The sequence below is a fragment of the Amycolatopsis sp. cmx-4-83 genome, from assembly GCF_046548815.1.
GTDB lineage: Bacteria > Actinomycetota > Actinomycetes > Mycobacteriales > Pseudonocardiaceae > Amycolatopsis > Amycolatopsis pretoriensis_A.
On record NZ_JAEBEF010000003.1, the window covers coordinates 231,366 to 251,204 of the forward strand.

The following is a 19,839-nucleotide window of genomic DNA, read 5'->3' on the forward strand; positions in this document are numbered from 1 at the left end:
GGTTGCTTAAATCGACCGGATCGGCTGTCTCGGGGAGCCAGAGCTGAATACCGTGGCGGTTGCACCAGGTGTAAAGGGTGGCGAACTGGGTGCCAGTGAATCCGGACTCGAGGCTGTGGCCAAGAGCCGGGAGATCCGGTCGCGTGTGTGACGAATCTCGTCGAGGCCTTGCGACAGCTCACTGCACGGCGAGGAGAACGTTTTCGGTGGCGCCGTGGCCGCTCGCGCCGATGATGCCGTCCTCGCCTGTTCCGCGGTAGCGGGCCCAGCAGCCGGCCGGCTGGCCGCCGAACAAGATGGGGCTCAGCACCGGCGCGATCGACCTCACATGGGTGCCGTCGCCGGTCTCGTCGGTCATTTCGACGGGGACGCGGCCAGGGGTGACGTAGTCCTGCACGATGGTGTCCCCGTCCGCGAGAGCCCGGGCGACTTCGTCCCGCCAAGCGCTCTCGGAGGTGAACGGCCCGAGGGTCACTTGGAGGCCCATCATGCCGACCGCCTTCTTGAGGACCAGCTCGTCCTGGTGGGACAGCGCGAAATCGGCGAAGTCCCGGTGCGCGACGCCGCCGCGCAGCACGGGGCCGGGTTTCACGACTCTCGTCCACGGGAGGTAGCGGTCGACGAGCGCCCGGTCCGGCTCGGACATCCACGCTGTTCCCTCCGACAGCCACGCCAGCACCTTCTTGTTGGCCAGCAGATAGCTGCTCTGCGGGGGGAACAGCACGCAACCACGGGCGACCGCGTCGTGCACCGGTCCGACGTCGATGCCCAGGTCTCGCCAGTCGTCGACGGCGAAGTACCGGTGCAGGAGGCTGCCCGCCGGAACGACGGGCAGGTCCTCCGGCTCGACGAAGGACGCGTCGAAGCTGTGAGCGACGAAGTGTTCCACCTCCTCCTCGTAGTACCGGGCAGTCCGGGCGCCCGGCCGGTCCCGGATGCTTCCCAAGAAACGCACCGCGGCGGGGAGACCGAGTTCGGTGCAGACCTCCTTGTACATCGCCGCGCGCGCGGAGAACGGGTCGTGGCCGAAGAACGTTCCCTCTCCGTACACCCGCGTCCAGGCTCCGGTGAACAACCGCACCTCGGCAGGACCACCGAACGTGCCGCTGACGTTGAACTCGAGGAACCGTGGCCCGTCCGGACCGAGGACGACGTCGGGTCGTGCCATCACATCGGCGTAGCGCGACTCGAAGTCCTCGTCGCGGGGTTCGAACGGGCCGTCCGCCATGCCGAGCGCCGCGAGCCTCCCGGCGCGCGTAGGCGCCGACTCGGCAACGCACCGCCGCACGAGGCGCACCAAGCCGCTCGCGGCCGCGAAGAGCTCGTCGTAGGCCGTTCTCGACGTCAGCAGCGGTTGCACGGCCAGGGTTTCCGATTCGAGCCGGGTCCCGCAATCACGCAGTTCGTGGCGCAGCAGGGTCTTGATCGCGGGCCCGCTCAGCCGGCGGGGAGGCACGGGTTGGTCGCCGAACCAGGTCGTCACACTGCTCCTCGGGATAGCTGGGCGGCGATCTCCTCCAGAACGGCGAGATCGCCGGCGTACGGCGGCCGGGTGCGGGGGAACGGCACGACGAAGTCGGAGATGCCGGCTTCCCGGTAGCGCCCCGCCGCGTCCGCGAACGCCTCGGGCGAGGCGAGCGGCGGATCCGTCCGGTTGACGTCGACCAGCAGGGTGCGGAGGGTCGCCGGATCGCGCCCCAGCTCCGCGCAGGTCGCGTGCAAGCGCGCGACCTGCCGGGCGACGAGCCCCGGCGTGGCGGCGGGGGCGATCCGGCCCGGCTGTGGCGAAGTTCCGTTGGTGACCCACAGGTCGGCGTGGCGGGCGGCGGCACGCATGCCCGCCGGTCCGGTCGCGGCCACTGCGAGTGGTAGGGCGCGGTCCGGGCCGAGTGCCGGATCGGTCCGCGCCGCACGCGCCCGGTAGTGCTCGCCGTCGAAGTCGACGCGTGGTTCGCGCAGCAGCCGGTCGGTGAGCTCGGCGAATTCGGCGAAGCGGGCGGCACGCGTGGCCGGTGACGGCTCGGGATCGCCCAGCACGGTGGCGTCGGCGCCGCCCGCTCCGGCCCCGATGCCGAGGACGAACCGCCCGCCCGACACGTCGCGCAGGGTCAGTGCCTCCTTGACCAGCGGCACGGGGTGGCGGAAATTCGGCGTCGCCACCAGGGTGCCGAGGGTGATCCGCCGGGTGACGGCCGCCGCCGCGGCGAGCGTGGGGATCGCGGCGAACCACCGGTCGTCGAGGAGGTCGCGCCAGGCGAGGTGATCGTAGGTCCAGGCGTGGGCGAACCCCCATTCATCGGCCATGCGCCAGGCCTGGGCCGCGGCCGGCCAGGTGGCGTCGGGGAGGATCACGACACCGACGCGCACCGCGGGGCCTCCCTCCGCGTCGGCAGGCCGGCCAGGAAACGGTCGAGGTGCACCGGGCGGGCCGCGGTGAGACCGGTGCCGTGCCAGCGCAGGTCGGTTCGCGCGGGGCGTTCGTCGTCGTGGAAGTACACCGCCTCGAGGCCGGCCGGCGACCGGGCGATGAGCGGGTTGGCGACGAGCAGGTCGCGCAGCTCCGGGCTGTCACGCCGCGCGGCGAGGTGGAGCACCCGTCCGGCGAAGTGGTTGCCGGGCACGAGCACCCGCGGGTGGAGCTTGCGCTTGAAGCGGAAGATCCCCTTGCTGAGGAAGGGTTCGCAGCCGGACAGGTCGACCCGCGCGAGGTCCTGGGCCGCGGCCCATTCCGCGACGAGCAGGTACAGCGCGGTGTACAGACCCGAGCGGTAGTGTGCCGGAGCGGCGTCGAGGACACCGGCGAGCCTGAGCGTCAGCACCCCGCGTGCCCGGTCGAGGTGGCACAGCACCCCGCCGACCCGCGAGCCGCCTTCGGTCACGAAGAACAGCAAGCCCCGGCGCAGGATCGCGTGCTTCGCGACGTCCGCCGAGACGCTCCGCGCGTGGTCGCCGTGCCGGGCGCTCATCGTCGGTTCGTGCATCCGGTCGAGGAAGAAGGCGAGGTCGGCGGCGTCACGGGTGATCTCCAGCCGCCACCCCCGCCGGTCGCGCTCCCGGCGGAAGTGCTGCCGTTCCTTGCGTGAAACCGAATCCGGCCGCCATCCGGCGGGACCGCCGAGCTCCAGGACGAGGTGCACGCGGAAGGGCGCGACGACCGCGTGCGCGGGTGGCAGCCGCGCCATGGCCCGGTGGCTGCCGCCGATGACGACGAGGTCGGCCGCCGGGGGCTTGCGCCGCGACCACCGGGTCAGCGGACCCAGCGGCAGGCCGGCGGCCTCGGCGCGCTCACGCAGGAAGGGCACGACGTGGGTCAGGCCCGCTCGGTAACCCCCATAGGCCAGGCACAACGGGCCGGCGTCGAAGGCGTGCCAGCCGGTTCGCGCGGCCCGGACGGTGTCCACCGTGAACCGGGTACGAGCGAACGGACCGAACGAACTGGTGTCCCAGGCGTAGCGCGCCCGCGCGGCGATGTTCACCGGAGCGCCTTCCTCAGCGCGGCGTCCACATCGGACACGGAGGTCACCTCGTCCGCCGCGGCGGACGGCAGCGGCGGAAGTGTTTCGTCGGTGTAGTGCCCCGAGCCGTGGACGACGACGTCGGCATCGGCGGGCAGGAGACCGCGCTCGGCGGCCACCAGTACTCCGGTCAGCACCTTGACCAGTGACCATTCGCGGATCTCAGCGGGGTTGTCGGGCAGCTCGTGGCCGGTGCCCGCGAGCAGGTGACCGATGTCCTCGTAGCGGTCGAGGCATTCCCGGCGCGAGACGACGACGCCGGTGCCACCGTGGGCCGCGACCAGTGCGGCCATCTCGGGCGCGGTCGGGGGCGCGGTGGTGTAGAAGGTCGGGTCGAGCCGCTCGGCCGGATCGTCGGTGACGGCCGGGAAATGGGCGTCGCCGCCGGCTTGAGACCAGCCGCCGCCCGGAGCGGGTTCGTAGCGCGGCGGCGCCGGGCGGCCGAGCAGGCTGAGCACCATGTCCGGAGTCGCGAGCTGCTGGACGAGCAGGAAGCCCGGGTGCCGGGCGGGAACACCCAGCTCGGTGGTGCCCCCGCCGAGCAGTTGCAGCCCCAGGTGGTAGCCGAGGAGCCCGTAGGCGCTGGACACGGCGTGCGCGTGGACGCGGGCGGGGCTGTCGGCCCGGACCGGCCAGAGCTCGGCTTCGGCGAAGGCCCGGAGCGCGTCCGCGACCCCGTAGTTCGCGGCCGCGAGGGTGAACCACGGGAGGAACCGCCCGTGGGTTTCGTTCAGGTGCTGCCACGCCTGCCTGGCCAGCTGCTTCACCGCGTCCGGGCGCTCGACGTCGGCCAGCAGGACGGGGTTGCGCTCCCGCAGCTCGGAGGTGGCCGACAGCGGGCCGTCCCGGAGCTTGTCCCGCGATCCGGCCGGGGCCACGGTCACGATGCGCAGTTCGTCCGGGGTGACGAGCCCCGCCGCGTACGCGCGGCCCACCGCGTCCCGCAGGGCCGTGCCCTTGTTCCCGGAGGTGGGGGTGATGAGCAGAACCGGCTGGCCGTGCTCGGAGATGTGCCGCACGGCCCGGCCGACGATGCTCAGCGAAGCGAACGTCTTGGTCGTCCGGGTGCGCGGATTGCGCATCAGGTCGAGGAGGAAGAGCCGGTGTCCGTGCCGCGAGCCGAGCTGGTGCAGCGCGATTCCCGAGGCGCTGTGGAAGCTCGACAGCCGCGGACCGGGTGCCGGCCAGCGGAACGCCACCGGTTCGGCGGACGAGCCGTCGAGCAGGCCTGGGATCTGCCGCAGCAATCCGCCGTAGCGCGTCATCGCGTCGTCGAGCACGTGCGTGGTTCCGGTCTCGGTCATGCTTTCCCGTTCTCGCGGCGGCGGACCGCTTGCCACGTTTCTTCGACCGGTGCGGACGCGTCGGCGAGCCGAGCGACCACGTGCTGCTGGTCGGCGGCGATCCGCCTCGCGGTGTCCCGCGCGAACACCGCGCGGTTGTACTCGAGGTAGCCGTTGCTGCCCGCGGCGTCGTTGAGGTACAGCGACGGCAGGTAGTACCGGGTGTACGCCGCTTGGTGCGCCGGCTCGACGACTTCCCGTGGAGCTGAGCCACCCGGCGCGGAGAACAAGGTGACCGCGGTGCGCCCGAACGACGCGGTGGTGCCGGAGCTGGTGGCCTCGAACACCCGGCCGCGCACCCAGGCGTCGTACAGGTGGATACCCGGCCAGGGGCGCTGCTCGGCGAAATCCGGGTTCACGGCCTCGGCCAGCGCGCGGTAGGGCACGGTGAAGCGCTGGGCGTCCAGCAGCGATTGCCGCACCTGCGCCACCAGGTCGGCGACCGGTTGCCGGGGCCGCACGAGCACGGGGACGAAGATGTTGTCCAGGAAGTAGCCCAGCGAATCCTCGTCCGGTTTGAGGTCCAGCCGGGCGACGCTGGAGCCGATGACCACCTTCGGCTCACCCGACGTACGGCCCAGCACCAGGGCGTAGGCCGCGACGTTGAGCGTGAACGGCGTGGCGCGGTGGCGACGGCCGATTTCGCGAAGTTCCGCCGTCGTCGAACGGCTCTTGAAGTCCTCCTCCGCGTAGGAGATCAGCGCGGGCGGGGTCGCCGAGTAGTCGGTGGGGAAGGAAAGCCGGCCCGGCAGGGGTGAAAGGACCCGCCGCCAGTGCTCCAGCCGCTGCTCGAGGTCGGGCAGCGGAGCAGCCGACTCTTCCACGAAGTGCCGGTACTGCCGCTTCAGCGGTGGCAGCTCCCGCCCGGAGTAGAGGTCTTCCAGCTGCCGCAGGAACGCGAGCAGGGAAACGCCGTCGATGATCAGGTGGCTGAACGCGAACGCCAGCACGTGCCGCGTCGCCGACAACCGGACCAGGAGGCAGGTCCAGAGCGGCCCGTCGACCAGGTCGAACTCGGTGGCCCGGGCTCCTGCCACGAGGGCTCGGGCGAGAGCTTCCCGGCGCTCCGGCGCGGTGGTCGTCGAGAGGTCCACGAACGACAGCGGCGCCTCGATCGCCGGACCGACCTTCTGCCGGGGCGCTTCCCCCAGGTCGGTCAGCGTGGTGCGCAACGGTTCGTGCCGGGCGATCATCAGGTCCAAGGCGGACCGGAAGCGGTCCGGCTCCCACCGGCCGGACAGCTCGAGCGCGATGGACGGGTTGCCCCGGGAGGCGAGGGGTTGCCCCAGCGACCGGAAGCGCGCGCCCTCCCAGAGGAATTCCTGTTGCGGGGACAGGGGGAATTCCACGCCGGTCACTTCAGCACCACCGGCAGTTCGTGGACACCGTAGATGTTCACCTTGTGGCGGAACGGGATGTCGTCGAGGTCCACCGCGAGCTCGAGGCGTGGGAACCGCCGGGCCACGGCGGTCAGCACCACCTGCAGCTCCAAGCGGGCCAGGGAAGCACCGAGGCAGAGGTGGGGGCCCCAGCCGAAGGCGAGGTTCTGCCGCTCGGCGCGGTGGATGTCGAACCGGTCGGGATCGGCGTATTCCCGCTCGTCGCGGTTCGCCGACGAGAGCAGGATCATCACTCCGTCCCCCGCCTTGATCAGGCAGCCGCCCACCTCGATGTCTTCGGTGGCCACCCGGGCGAGCGACGGGGTGATGCTCAGGTGGCGGAGCAGTTCGGTGACCGCCGGCGCGGCGAGCCGCTCGTCGGCCCGGAGCTCCTCGAGCTGCCGGGGGTTGCGGAGCAGCGTCAGCAGGCCGAGCCCGATCATGTTGACCGTCGTGACGTGCCCGGCCACGAGCAGCAGCCGGGCGAGGTCGGCGGCGACTTCCGGCGTGCACCGGCCGGTTCGCACCTGCTCGGCGACGAGCCGGCTGAGCAGGTCGTCGCCGGGGTTCGCGGTCTTCTCCCGCACCACGCCGTCCATGTAGTCGCCGAGATCGGCCACCGCCTGGTCGATTTCTTCCGGCGTGGACGTGGCGCGCAGGGCCGCCGCCGTGCGTTCCTGGAGGAAGACGTGGTCGGCGTAGGAGACGCCGAGCAGGTGGCAGATGACCAGCGACGGCAGCGGCATCGCCAGCGTGGGGACCAGGTCCACCTCGGCCGGCCCGGAATCCAGCGCGTCGAGCAGCCGGCCGGTCAGCCGGTGCACGACCGGCCGCAGCTCGGCGACGCGGCGTCCGACGAACTCGGGCGCGAGCATGGCGCGGTAGTGGGTGTGCTCGGGCGGGTCCATGCGGATCAGCGCGCTGTGCGCGCGGCGCACGGGGAACCCGGGCAGCCGGGAATCGGAGCTGAACCTGGTGTCGTCGAGCACCTGGCGGGCTTCCCGGTAGCGCGTGACGAGCCAGGCGTCGTGGCCGGGGCGGAACGACAGGCGGGCGGGCACGACCGGGGCACGCTCGCGCAGGCCGGCGTATTCGGGCGGTGGGTGGAACGGGTCGGTGCGTTCCATCGGGTAGGTCACTACCGGGCACTCGGTGTCGTTCACGGTGTCTCCGTCGCTGCACTGGGGTGGGGTGGTCACGGCCGCGTTCCGGTTCTCAGCCGGGAGCCCAGCTCCCCGACGACCTCGTGGGGCTGGTCGAGCAGGAAGAAGTGGTCGCCGGGCACGGAAAGCACGCGGCAGGTGCCGGTGGTGAACGACCGCCACGCGGCGACGTCGCCGAAGCCGACCGAGCCGTCGTCCTGGCCGGAAGCCACGATCAGGTCCGCGGCGATCGGTGCCGCTTCGGCACCCCGGTAGGTCTCGAACGCCCGGATGTCCGCGCGCAGCGCGGGCAGCAACCAGTCACGCGCATCGGGGTCGGCGGCCAGGCCGACCGCCGCGCCGCCGTAGCGGCCGGCGATCGCCGCCAGGAACGCTTCGTCGTCCCGGTCGGACACGGGCGGGTGGCGGGGGAGCCTGCTGGGCGCGGCGCACGCGGCGAGCACCACGACCGCGGGCGCTCGCCCGGCCGCTTCGGCGACCCGGGCGAGTTCGAAGGCGACCAGGGCGCCGAGGCTGGTTCCGCACAGCGCGAACGGCTTGTCCCACACCCCGCGCAACGCTTCGGTGAGGTCGGCGACGAGGTCGGGCACCGAGTGCTTCAAGGGCTCGTCCGGGCGGAGCGGGTGCCCGGGGTAGTCGAGCGGCAGCACGTCGACGCCGTCGCCGAGCGGCGGCCACTGCCGGTAGGCGAAGCCGCTGCCGCCCGAGTACGGCAGGCAAACCACCCGGGCGCGGACGTCAGTCACGGTTCGCCTGCTCGTCGATCTGCGCGGCCAAAGCTCGAAGGGGCAGCTCGCCCAGGACGTTCGCCGGTGCGACGCGCACCCCGAACTCCTTGCGGACGCGGGCCACCACCTGGGTCGCGTACAGCGAGTCGCCGCCCAGGTCGAGGAACCGGTCTTCGCGGCCGACCTGGTCGATGCTCAGCACCCCGGCCCAGACCGCCCCGAGGAGCCGCTCGGTCTCGCTCTCCGGCGGGACGTACCGGTAGGCGAGGTCGGGCCGGGCGTGCACCGCGGAGCCGGTGTCGTGCAGCACGTGCTCGGCCACCACCAGGTCGTCGCCGGTGGCGCCGAAGTTCCGCGCGCTGGCGAGGACGTGGGTGCCCCCGAGCGCCAGCGCCCCGTGGAAGGCACGGACCCCGGCGCGGTTGGTGATCCCCTCGGTGGCGGTCGCGCCGGCCGGTGCCGGCTGCTCTTCCGCGCCCGGGCGGGTCACCACGACCTTGCCGATGTGCTGGGCGCGTGAAAGGAACGAGAACGCTTCGCCGACCTGGTCGGTGCTGAAGGCGTGCACGGGCAGCGGGGCGATCACGCCCCGGCTCACCAGGGCGGCGGCTTGCCGGAACGCCTCGGTGAACCGCGCCGACGCGGAGTCGGGGTAGTAGGAGCTGAAGGTGCGCCCGGTCGCGAACAGGTTCAGGTCGAGCGGGGCGCCGGCGAGGATGTCGCGGCGGCCCAGTTCGACGAACCGGCCGCGTTCGCGCAGCGTGCGCAGACCCGCCGGGATGAAGTCGCCCGCCAGCGCGTTGAGGACGACGTCGACACCGCCGTCCTCGAGGGTTTCCCGTTCGAACGCCAGCGACCGGGAATCCATCACCTTCACCACGCCTTCGGCCGCGGCGAATTCCCGCTTGGCGCGGTTGCCCGCGGTGCCGAAGACCTCGGCCCCCAGGTGCCGGGCGATCCGGTGCGCGGCGAGGCCGACGCCGCCGGTGACCGCGTGCACCAGCACCCGCTCACCCGCTCGCAGGCCGGCCACGTTGACGAGGGCGTCGTAAGCGGTGGCGAACGCGATGGGCACGGTAGCGGCCTGGGTGAAGCTCAGGCCGGCGGGAACGGGCGCGGTCAGTTCGGCTCGGACGGTGACGTGGTCGGACAGGCATCCGGAGCCGATGGCCATCACCGCGTCGCCCACGCGCGGTTCGGTGACGCCTTCGCCGACTTCTCGGACGATCCCCGCCGCTTCCAGGCCGAACCGGTGGCCTTCGTCGGCGTCCAGCATGCCGTTGGCGATCAGCACTTCCTTGAAGTTCAAGCCCGCGGCGAGCACTTCGACGGAGACCTCGCCGGGCGCCGGCGCGGCGCGCTCGACCGCGCGGAAGCGCAACGCGCCCAGATCACCGGGATCGGTGGAGACGAGGGCCCGGTTGGCCGCCGGCCGGGTCGCGAGGTCGGCGGTGACGTCGTCCTTTTCGACCTGGCGCACGGCGTAACCGTCCAGCTCGATCACCGGAGTGCCCTGCTCGTCCCGCACGACGACGTCGAAGGTGCGGAACCCCGGCTGCGCGCCGGGACGCTCGGTGATGCGGGAGCGGACCCGCGACGGCATCGGGCGGTGCACGGTGACGCGTTCGTAGGAGATCGGCAGGTGCGGGGCGTCGGTGACGAATCCCAGCAGGCTGCCCGCCGCGGTGTCGAGCAGTGCCGGGTGGACACCGAATCCCTCGTCCGTGAAGCGATCGGGCAGCGCGCACTCCACGAGCAGCTCGCCGGCGCCCGTGCGCGCGGTGCGCACCACGTTGTCCCAGCGGGGGCCGAACGCGGTGAGCGCGTGGGCGGGTGAGGTGTCGGGTCCCGCGCCGGCCGGGAGCTCCACCGGCTCGCGCCGGTCGTCCGGGTCCGCGCGGCGGAGAAGACCGGTGGCGTGGTCGGTCCACGGACCCCGGTCCCGCCGGCTGCGCAGCACGGCCTTGAACTCGGCCGGCCCGCCTTCCAGCCGCACGGCGACCTCGGTGGCCGCGCCCGGTGGCACGGCGAGCGGCCGCAGCAGGTCCAGTTCGCCGATCTCCACGGCGTCCTGGCCGAAGGCCCGGCCGGCCGCGGCGTGCAGGAGTTCGATGATCCCGGTGCCCGGCAGCACCGGCACGTCCGCCACCCGGTGCTCGGCCACCACCCAGTCGGTGTCCTGCAGCTCTCCCCGGAACTCCTTGGCTTCGCCGTCGGCGTGCTCGCCGGTCAGCACCGGATGGTCGACGGTGCCCACCCGATCGGCCAGTGAGCGCGCCGCCTCGTCGACGGCCATGCCCGACTCGGTCCAGGCGTCGTAGCCGAGGCTGACGGTACGGCGGCCGCGGTCGGTGCGCGTCCGGGCGAAGGCGTCCAGGAACGCGTTGGCGGCGCAGTAGTCGACGTGCCCGACACCGCCGACGACGGAGGACACCGACGAGCACAGCACCAGCCACTCGGTCGCTTCGTCGGCCACCACCTCGTCGAGGACCAGCGCGCCACGGACCTTGGGCGCGAACACCCGGTCGGCGTCCTCGGGACCGATGGCGTCGATCAGCCTGCCGCCCGGCACGCCCGCGGCGTGGACGACACCGGTGAAGGGCCCGTACGCCTCGCGGACTTCGCGCATCCGGTCGCGGTCGGCCACGTCGGCGCGGACGACGTGCACCTGCGCGCCGGCCTCCCGCAGCGCGGCGATCGCCGCCAGCCGCCCGCGCAGGCGCGGTGGCGTGGCGGGATCGGCGAGCGCGATCGCCGGGTCGGGCAGTTCGGTGCGGTGGGTCAGCACCAGCGTGATCCCGGGCCGGCGGGCTGCTTCTCCGGCCAGCGCCAAGCCGATACCGCCGAGGCCGCCGGTGATCAGGTAGCGGCCGGGGGATCGCCAGGTGATGGTCGTGCCGGGCTCGCGCACCGGTGCGTAGCCGAGGGTCCGTCGCTCACCGCCGTGGTAGGCCACGACGTCGGCACCGTCCGCGGCGGTCAGTTCGGTGAGCACGATCCCGGCGACGGAGCCGGCCGAGGCGCCGGCGTCGACATCGACCTCCACCGCCCGCACGGACGGGTACTCCTGGGGTAGCACCTTCGCGGGGCCTGCCAGTAGTGCCAGCTCGGGCGCGGTGCCGTCGTGCCGGGCCCGGGTGACGACGACCAGATCCAGGGGCGCGGAGCGCCGGGCCGCGAGCGCGGAAACCAGCCACACCGCCGGCCAGAACGCCCCTTCGACAACGCCGGCCACGGCGGCGGCGACGTCGTCGCCCGGCATTTCCGGCGGGACGACCACCACCGAGTCGAGGGTTTCGGCGGCGCTCAGCCCGTCGAGGAACCGCTGTGCCTCGGCGCGTCCGGCGAATGGCGCATCCGCTACGACGACGTCGTGCCCCGCGGCCGCGAGAGCGGCGGGGAGGGCGTGGCCCGGCGGGACCAGGGCGAGGATGCGGCGGCGGGCCGGCGCCGCCTCGGGCGCCGGGGTGGGCGTCCACACGGGCTGCTGGAGGAGCTCTCGACGCCGCAGTGGCAGCGGTGAAGACGGGTAGGGCAGCGGCTTCGCCGGACGCGGTTCCTCCAGCCAGTACGTCGAGCGCTCGAACGGGTAGCCGGGTACGCGGGTGCGGCGGACCGAGCTGCCGGCGAAGTGGCGGGGCCAGTCGACCCGGCCGCCCTGAGCCCACACCGCGGCCGCGATCGCGGCCGGTGAGGCCAGCTCGGGATCCTTCGCCACCCACGGGGTGACCGACCGCGGATCGGAGTCCGCGCCGATCTGGCGGAACATCCCGGTCAGCGCGCGGCCGGGACCCACCTCGACGACGAGTACCTGCCCGAGCCGGTCGAGGACCGCTTGCGCGCCCTGCCGGAACAGCACCGGGCTGCGCAGGTGCTCCGCCCAGTAACCGGGCTCCGCCAGGGTGCCCGGTTCGGCGAGCCCGCCGCGCAGCGTGGTCGCCAGCTCCGCGCCGGCCCGGTGGTACCGGACCGACTCGGCGATCTCGCGGAACGGCTCGACGATGGGATCCATCAGCGACGAATGGGCGGCCAGCGAGGTGCCCAGCACGGTGTGGAGCAGGTCGGTGCGCGCGAGTTCGTCGTCGAAGCGGGCGATGGCGTCCACCGGGCCGGAGACCACGCTCTGCTCGGTCGTGTTGACCGCGGCGATGTCGAGGTCGGCGGGCAGGATCCGGCGCAGATCTGCTTCGGCGAGGCCGACGGCCATCATGGCGCCGGGTTCGGTCGCGGAGTGCATGAGCCTGCCGCGCGCGGCGACCAGTTTCAGCGCGTCCTCGGGCGTCAGGATCCCGGCCAGCGCGGCGGCCGCGTACTCGCCGATGCTGTGCCCGATCATCAGGTCGGGCGTGATACCCGCCGTGGTCAGCGACCGGGCGAGTGCGTACTCCGTGATGAAGATCGTCGGCTGCGCCCACAGCGCCTGGCGGAGGAGCACCGCGGCTTCGGCCCGCCGGGCTTCGCCGGCCAGCAGGACCGTGCGCACATCGAGCCCGTCGGTCGCCAGCAGCCGCTCGGAGAGCTCGTCCACCACCCCGCGGTAGACCGGGTCGCTGTCGTAGAGCCCGCGCCCGGCGCCGACGAACTGGGCGCCTTGCCCCGGGAACGCGAACACCACGGGCAGCTCCGCCTCCGGCGCGGCGACCGGGGTGGCCCCCGCGAGCAGGCGGGCGGCTTCGGCCGGGTCCGCGGCCGCGACGGCCAGGCGGTGACGCAGCCGGCGGCGTCCGGTCGCCAGGACGTGCGCGGCCTCGCTGAGCGGTTCCCCGAGCCCGGAGAGGTGGGTGCCGACCGAGGCACGCAGGGCTTCGAGCGCGGTGGCCGAGCGCGCCGAGAGCACCACCGGCACCGGGCGGCCGTCATCCGGGCGCGCCGGTGGTCGCGATGGTGGCTGTTCGAGCACGGCGTGGGCGTTGGTGCCGCCGACCCCGAAAGCGCTCACCCCGGCGCGGCGCAGACCCGGCCAGCCGGTTCCGGTCACCGGCACGTAAAAGGGTGAACCGGTGAACGCGATGGCCGGGTTGGGCGTCCGGTGGTTGACCGTCGGCGGGATCTGCCCCCGTTCGAGTGCGAGCGCCGCCTTGATCAGGCCGGCGATGCCCGCCGCCGGGCCGAGGTGGCCGATCTGGGCCTTCACCGCGCCCAGCGCGCAGAACGGCTGCTCGACCGGCGGGAGGTCGAACGCCGAGATCAGGGCGGCCACTTCGATCGGGTCGCCGAGCGCTGTCCCGGTGCCGTGCGTTTCGACGAAGCCGATGGTGCGCGGGTCCACCCCGGCGACGCGGTGGGCGCGGGCGATCACTTCCGCCTGGCCTGGGACGCTCGGCGCGGTGAAGCTCATCTTGTCGGCACCGTCGTTGTTGATCGCGGTTCCCTTGATGACCGCGATCACCCGGTCCTGGTCGGCGAGCGCGTCCTCCAGCCGCTTGAGCGCGACGATCCCGCCGCCGTTGCCGAAGACCGAGCCGTTGGCGTCCGCGTCGAACGGGCGCAGGTGACCGTCCGGCGAACAGATCGACCCCTCTTCGTAGAGGTAGCCGTTGACCTGCGGGGTGTGGAGGTTCACCCCGCCGGCCAGCGCGACGTCGGACTCCCCGAGCACCAGGCTCTGCACGGCGACGTGCACCGCGACCAGCGCGGTGGAACAGGCCGTCTGGAGGTTGAGGCTCGGTCCGGTCAGCCCGAGCTTGTACGACACCCGCGTGGCGAGGAAGTCGCCGTAGTTGCCGATGTCGGCCTGGAGGCCGTGGATCGAGCCGTCGAGGAAGTCACCCTCGTCGAAATGGGGTTCCACGTAACGCAGGTAGGCGTGCCTGCCGCCGCCGGCGAACACCCCGACGTCACCGAGGCCGGCACCGGCTTCGTACCCGGCGTCCTCGAGTGCTTGCCAGCACAGCTCGAGCAGCAGGCGGTGCTGCGGGTCCATGAGCCGGGCTTCGCTCGGGGTGATGCCGAAGAAGTCGGCGTCGAAGTCGCCGGCGTCGTCGATCATGCTGGTCACCCGGATGAAGTCGGGATTGGCCAGCAGTTCTTCGGACACGCCGGCCGCGCGCAGATCTTCGTCGGTCAGGACGGTGAGCTGCTCTTCGCCTTCGGTGATGCGCTGCCAGAAGGCGTCCGGGTCGGCAGCTCCCGGCAGCCGCAGCGACATCCCGATGATGGCGATGTCGGTTGGGGCGACCTCGGGGTGGTGCTCAGTCATCGGTCTTCTCCCGTTTCCGGGCCGTCCGCGTGCGGTCGGCGACGAGCGCGATCCGGTCGAGCCGGTCGCTGGTGCCATGGCCGTGGCGTGAGGTGCTCGCGGAGCGCGTGGTGAGGAACCGCGCGATCCCGCGGGCGGTGGGGTACCTGAACAGGTCGTGCAAGGGGAAAGCCGCGCCGAATTCGTCGCGCAGCTTCAGGTAGAGGGGGAGGGCGAGCAGCGACGTGCCGCCCGCTTCGAAGAAGGAGAGCGTCGGAGAGCTCACGTGGTGCCCCAGCACGTCCGCCCACACCGTCAGCACCCGCCGCTCGGCAGGCGTCGCCCCGTGTGCCTCGGCCGGGCGCGGGCGAAGGGTCCGCGGCGGACGGAGAGCTCGCACGTCGAGCTTGCCGCTCGCGGTGAGCGGCAGGCGGTCGAGCAGCTCGACGTACCGGGGCACGGCGTAGCCCGGGAGCAGCCCGGCGAGGTGGTCGCGCACCGCCGACGTCGTGAGCGCGGCAGTTCTCGGGACGACGTAGGCCGCGAGCTCGGTTCCGGCGTCCCGGTCGTCGACCGCGCGGACCGCGCAACCGTCCACATCGGAGTGCCGGAGCAGCACGGCGGCCACCTCGTCGGGTTCGACCCGGAAGCCGCGCACCTTCACCTGCCGGTCGGCACGGCCGGCGAACTCGAGCCCTCGCCCGGTGACCCGGACGACGTCACCGGTCCGGTAGTGCCGCACCCCGGCCAGCTCGTGGAACCGGCCGGAGGACGCGCCCAGGTAGCCGAGTGCCACTCCGGGACCGCTGACGTGCAGCTCGCCCCGCGCTCCGGCCATGACCGGGCGGCCCAGCTCGTCGAGCACCCGCAGGCCCGCGCCGGCCACGGGCAGCCCGATGGGCGGGCGCTCCGGCCATGCCGACGGATCGGGCCCGAGGTGGTGGGCGGTGACGACATGCGTTTCGGTCGGGCCGTACTGGTTGACCAGCGAGGCGCCGGTGGCGGCCGCGAGCCGGCGTACCTGGTCGGTGACGACCAGCGCTTCGCCGGCGGTGATCACCTGGCGCACCTTCAAGCCCGGCGAACCGAACGCCTCCCACGCGGTCGCGAGCTGCCGCAGCGCCACCGGTGGGAGGAACACGATTTCGACGGCGGCGCCGGCGAGGAACTCGAGCAGGGCTTGCGGGTTGCGGCGGACCGGCTCCGGCACGACGGCGAGGGCACCACCGCCGGCCGCCGCGGTGAGCATTTCCTGCAGTGACACGTCGAACATCAGCGGGGCGAACTGGCTGACCACCGCGGACCCGCCCCAGCCGGGCCGAGTCAGCTGCCACGCGATCAAGTTGCCCAGCGTCCGATGCGCCACCGCCACCGCTTTGGGAACCCCGGTCGAGCCGGACGTGAAGAGCACGTAGGCCTCGTCACCGGCGTCGGGTACCTCCCACGGGACCGGGTTGTCGTCGCTGGAACCCAGCACCACCGAAGGCCCCGCCCACCCCGTCGGGGCGGCTCCGGGGGACGTCACCGCCGCCGAGCACGACGCGGTGGCGAGCAAGGTCCGCACCCGTTCGGGCGGCAACGCGGTGTCGATCGGCACGTAGACGGCGCCGAGCGACCACACGGCCAGCAGCGTGATCAGCGGGCCGGCACCGCGCGAGGCGAACGAGGCGACCCTCGACCCCCGCGTGACTCCGATGTCTCGCAGCTCGGCTCGGGTACCCGCGACCGCCGCGGCGATCTCGCGGCGGGTCCAGCGACGGTCCTGCTCGACCACGAGGACGGCGTCGGGGTCGGCTTCGAACCGGGGGACCACCAGGCTCAGCGCCGAGCCGCAGCCGGTGGGTGGGGGTCCTTCGGGCGCTTCGGCGGTCAGCCCCGCGGCGCGGGCCCACGTGCCGAGCGAACGCGCCACGGGCCCGTCTTCGCCGGCGGCGGCCTGGTGCACCAGCCGGAGGTAGACCTCGGCCAGCGTCCGGGCCCGGCCGGCATCGACTTCCTCCGGGCGGTACGCCAGCGTCACCGACACGGTGCCGTCGAACGGGTTCTCGTGGACGGCCAGCAAGAGCCCGAAGTCCGTCTGCTCGTGGTAGCGCAGGCCGGTGATCCGGATCCCGGCCGCGGCCAGGCGGTCGTAGACGTGGAAGCGCGTGAAGTTGAACGCGGTCGGGCAGAGCCGGCTGAACCCGCCGTCGGCCTGGATCCGTTCGAAGGGGTAGCGGCGGTGCGCGGCGAGCGCCGTCTCCTGGTCGAAAACGTCCCGGGCCAGTTCGGGCCAGGTCTGCCCGGCGACCCGCAGCCGCAGCGGCACGGTGTTGAGGAACAAGCCCAGTGCCTCGTCGCCGCCCGGTTCCTCCGGCCGGCCGTTGGTCACGAGCCCGGTGAGCACGTCGGGTGCGCCGGAGGCGAACGCCAGCAGCGCGAGGTGGGCGGCCAGGTAGATCGACTTGACCGGAACCCCCGCGGCCCGGGCGGTTTCCCGCAGCCGCCGCGCCACATCCGCCGGCACGGTCGACGAGACCTCCCCCGGCGGGGAGCCCTCGACGCCGGGCATGCCGATGCTGGTGGGTATGGCGTCCTCCAGCCGGTCGCGCCAGAACGCACGATGGCTTTCGTCGCGTTCCGCGCTCTGTTCCGCTTCGGCGTAGCGGCGCAGGACGTCTGCGGGCGGAGCCTGCCGCCCGGCGATCCGGGAGTGGGCCAGTAGCAGTTCGGTGACCAGCGTGGCCGCGCTCCAGCCGTCGAGGATCGCGTGGTGCACGGACAGCGACAACACGCACTCGGTGTCGCCGGTCCGGTGCACGAACACGCGCAGCAGCCCGGGAACGGTCCAGTCGAAGGGAACCAGCCGCTCGCGGCCGGCCCACTCCTCGACCGCCGTCGCGCGCTCGCCCGCGGGCAGCCCGCGCAGGTCGACGAAGGTGGCCGCGATCTCGGCGTGTTCGTGGACGACCTGCCGCGGATCACTGCGATCGAGCGCGAAGGCACTGCGCAGCACGGGATGCGCGGCGGTGACGGCTCGGAGCGCGGTCGCGAGCGGTCCGGGTTCGAGCGCCGTGTCGAGCGTGTAGCTGAGGACGTCGTGGTAGGTCTGCTCGCCGTCGCCGACGCTGTGGAGGAACATCCCTCGCTGCAGGCGGGTGGCGGGGAAGGAGTCGACCGCGCCCGGGGGCAGCCCGGCGCGCCCGGCACCGGGCCGGGGTGCGGGTGCGGCGGGGCTCGGTTCGGCCGCGGCGAGCGCCGAGGGCGTCCGGGCCCGGTAGACCGTGGCGAGGTCCACCTCGACGTTCCGGTCCCGGAGCCGGGTGACCAAGCGGACCGCGGTGATCGAGTCGCCGCCGTGTTCGAAGAAGTTCGCCCGGGTCCCGAGCCGCCGTACGCCGAGCACGTCCGCCATGACCTCGGCGACCAGGGCGGCCGTTCCGCCGGTGTCCTCGCCGGGTTCCTGCTCGGCTGTGGCGAACGGGTCCGGCAACGCGGACGTGTCGAGCTTCCCATTGGCCGTCTGGGGGAGGTGTGGCACCACGACCACCCCCGCCGGGACGAGGTGACCCGGCAACCGGCTCGCCGCGAAGGCGCGGAGGTCGGCAGCCTGCAGCACGGCTCCCGCGGCCGGCACCACGGCGGCGGCGAGCACCGGTGGCCGCTCGGGCCGGCGCACGGCCCACACCCGCGCCGCCGTCACGTCCGGGTGGGCGAGCAGCGTGTTCTCCACCTCGGCGGGCTCGATCCGGTAGCCGCGGATCTTGAGCTGGCGGTCCAGCCGCCCGAGGTACTCCAGGGAACCGTCCGGCAGCCACCGGGCGCGGTCGCCGGAGCGGTAGACCCGCGCGCCCGCCACCGCCGAGTGTTCGTCGGGCGCGAAGCGCGCGTGGTCTTCGGCGGCCGCGACGGCGTACCCGGCGGCCACCCCGGGGCCGCCGACCCGGATTTCCCCCGGCACACCGAAGGGGACGAGCCTGCCGCGACCGTCCACGACGTACACCGGGGTGTCCGGCAGGCCGCGGCCGATCCGGCTGCGCCCGTCGTGCAGCTCACCCGCGCGAATCCGGTGGTAGGTGCTGTGCACGGTGGTTTCGGTGATGCCGTACATGTTCGCCAGCACCGGGTGCTCGTCGCCGAAGCGCTCGAACCACGGGCGGAGGGTGCCGACGTTCAGCGCCTCTGCGCACAGCGCGACGAAGCGCAGCGACGGTGGCGGCGCACCCCGTTCGAGCACCGCGTCCCGGAAGCCTTCGAACGCGGTGGGCGAGATGGTCAGCAGCGAAACGCGTTCCCGGTCCAGGAGCGCGAGCACTTCACCGGGGTCGCGGGCGGTGTCCGGCGGGGCGATCACGACCCGGCCGCCGTGCAGGAGCGCGCCGTAGATTTCCCAGACCGAAGCGTCGAAAGCCGGGCTGTGCAGGTTCGCCCAGACATCGTCTCGGCCGAAGCCGACCAGGGCGCGCGTGGTTCCGAACAGCCGGACGACGCCGGCGTGGGTGACCTCGACGCCCTTGGGCCGGCCGGTCGAGCCGGAGGTGAACAGCACGTAGGCGGCGTCGGCTGCCGTTCCCCCGTGCTCCGGAGCGTCTTCCACGGCCGGGATCACCGGCGGCAGCACCTCGACGGGCGTCGTGCCCGGCGCCTCCTCGGAGGTGGCGATCGTCAAGCTCAAGCCCGCCAGCTCGGCCACTTCCGCCTGCCGTACGAGCGGCGCGGCCGGATCGATCGGTACGTAGGCCGCCCCCGCTTTGAGCACCGCGAGGAAGGCGGTGACCAGCTCCGGCGAGCGTTCCACCAGGACACCGACCCGGTCGCCGACGCCGATTCCGCGGGCGCGCAGCCGGTGGGCCAGCCAGTTCGCCCGGGTGCGCAGCTCGTGGTAGGTCAGCGTGCGCCCGGCGTGCGTCACCGCGGCGCGCCCGGCGTCCTGGCGGTCGGCCAGTTCCTCGATGCGTCCGTCCACTGTGGATGTTTCGGCCGCCGCCAGCGCCAGCAGGTCCGCTCGTTCCTCCGGGCCGAGTGGGTCCAGCTCGTCCAGCAGCGTCTCCGGTCGCGCGGTGCCGGCGGCCGCGACGGCTCGGACTTGACCGGCGATCCGGCGCACCGACGTCGCGTCGAACCGATCGGTGGCGTAGACGTACTGCAAGGTGCTCGTCGCGGGCTCGGTGAGCACCGCGAGATCCGCCGCGGCGAGAACGCGGCCCAGGCCCGCTTTGTGGTCCGCCACGACCACGGGGCAGCCGCCGCGCTCGCCGGCCGCCGTCCCGGCCTGGGCCATCAGTTGCGCGAAGGAGGTTTTCGCGGTCGTCGAGAACCGGACCTGCCGGCTGTCCTCGCCGGCCACCGCGACCGCGAGTTCGACCGACTCGGCGTCGTTGTGCCGGGCGAGCACCACGGCCAGCGCTGCCGCGAGCACCTCAGCGCTCCAGCCGCCCGCAACCACCTCGGTGGCCTGCCGGAAGGACGGGGCGGCCGGCCGGGGGAGTGCCAGTGGCAGCGATCGGGCTGCTTCACCGTGTTCGTAGGCCTCGCCGGACATGCTCCACTCCAA

At 73.2% G+C, this 19,839-nt stretch carries 9 protein-coding genes; all 9 read right to left on the reverse strand.

What is annotated here, in order from left to right; all coding sequences use genetic code 11:
* Window positions 1-178: 178 nt before the first annotated feature.
* From ACLJQM_RS10745 to ACLJQM_RS10785, 9 genes are read right to left on the reverse strand one after another with little or no spacing between them, the layout of a single operon-like run.
* Window positions 179-1,483: a hypothetical protein gene (locus ACLJQM_RS10745; protein WP_410631006.1), complete on the reverse strand. Its 1,305-nt coding sequence runs from the start codon at window positions 1,481-1,483 to the stop codon at window positions 179-181.
* Entirely contained in the window at window positions 1,480-2,367 is an 888-nt protein-coding gene (locus ACLJQM_RS10750) for an LLM class flavin-dependent oxidoreductase (RefSeq protein WP_410631007.1), read from the reverse strand. Before ACLJQM_RS10750 ends, ACLJQM_RS10745 begins: the two co-directional genes overlap by 4 nt.
* Window positions 2,349-3,476, reverse strand: a complete 1,128-nt coding sequence (locus tag ACLJQM_RS10755; protein WP_410631009.1) for a GNAT family N-acetyltransferase — start codon at window positions 3,474-3,476, stop codon at window positions 2,349-2,351. The genes ACLJQM_RS10750 and ACLJQM_RS10755 overlap by 19 nt, the downstream gene beginning before the upstream one ends.
* Window positions 3,473-4,819, reverse strand: coding sequence for a DUF6002 family protein (locus ACLJQM_RS10760; protein ID WP_410631010.1), 1,347 nt, complete (start codon window positions 4,817-4,819; stop codon window positions 3,473-3,475). Before ACLJQM_RS10760 ends, ACLJQM_RS10755 begins: the two co-directional genes overlap by 4 nt.
* Window positions 4,816-6,216 (reverse strand): condensation domain-containing protein, encoded by a 1,401-nt coding sequence (locus ACLJQM_RS10765; RefSeq protein WP_410631011.1) that lies wholly within the window; start codon window positions 6,214-6,216, stop codon window positions 4,816-4,818. The genes ACLJQM_RS10760 and ACLJQM_RS10765 overlap by 4 nt, the downstream gene beginning before the upstream one ends.
* Window positions 6,213-7,400 (reverse strand): cytochrome P450, encoded by a 1,188-nt coding sequence (locus tag ACLJQM_RS10770; protein WP_410631012.1) that lies wholly within the window; start codon window positions 7,398-7,400, stop codon window positions 6,213-6,215. The genes ACLJQM_RS10765 and ACLJQM_RS10770 overlap by 4 nt, the downstream gene beginning before the upstream one ends.
* A gap of 32 nt (window positions 7,401-7,432) precedes the next feature.
* Window positions 7,433-8,146 carry a thioesterase II family protein gene (locus ACLJQM_RS10775; RefSeq protein WP_410631013.1) on the reverse strand — a complete coding sequence of 238 codons (714 nt, stop codon included), beginning with the start codon at window positions 8,144-8,146 and terminating at the stop codon, window positions 7,433-7,435.
* Complete coding sequence (locus ACLJQM_RS10780; RefSeq protein ID WP_410631014.1) at window positions 8,139-14,327, reverse strand: SDR family NAD(P)-dependent oxidoreductase; 6,189 nt, start codon at window positions 14,325-14,327, stop codon at window positions 8,139-8,141. Before ACLJQM_RS10780 ends, ACLJQM_RS10775 begins: the two co-directional genes overlap by 8 nt.
* Window positions 14,320-19,827, reverse strand: a complete 5,508-nt coding sequence (locus tag ACLJQM_RS10785) for an amino acid adenylation domain-containing protein (RefSeq protein WP_410631015.1) — start codon at window positions 19,825-19,827, stop codon at window positions 14,320-14,322. Before ACLJQM_RS10785 ends, ACLJQM_RS10780 begins: the two co-directional genes overlap by 8 nt.
* Between the last annotated feature and the right edge of the window lie 12 nt (window positions 19,828-19,839).

Bases quoted from the DNA above. Each gene is read 5' to 3' on its own strand.
- ACLJQM_RS10760 (WP_410631010.1), bottom strand. From the start codon at position 4,819: ATGACCGAGACCGGAACCACGCACGTGCTCGACGACGCGATGACGCGC.
- ACLJQM_RS10780 (WP_410631014.1), bottom strand. From the start codon at position 14,327: ATGACTGAGCACCACCCCGAGGTCGCCCCAACCGACATCGCCATCATC.
- ACLJQM_RS10785 (WP_410631015.1), bottom strand. From the start codon at position 19,827: ATGTCCGGCGAGGCCTACGAACACGGTGAAGCAGCCCGATCGCTGCCA.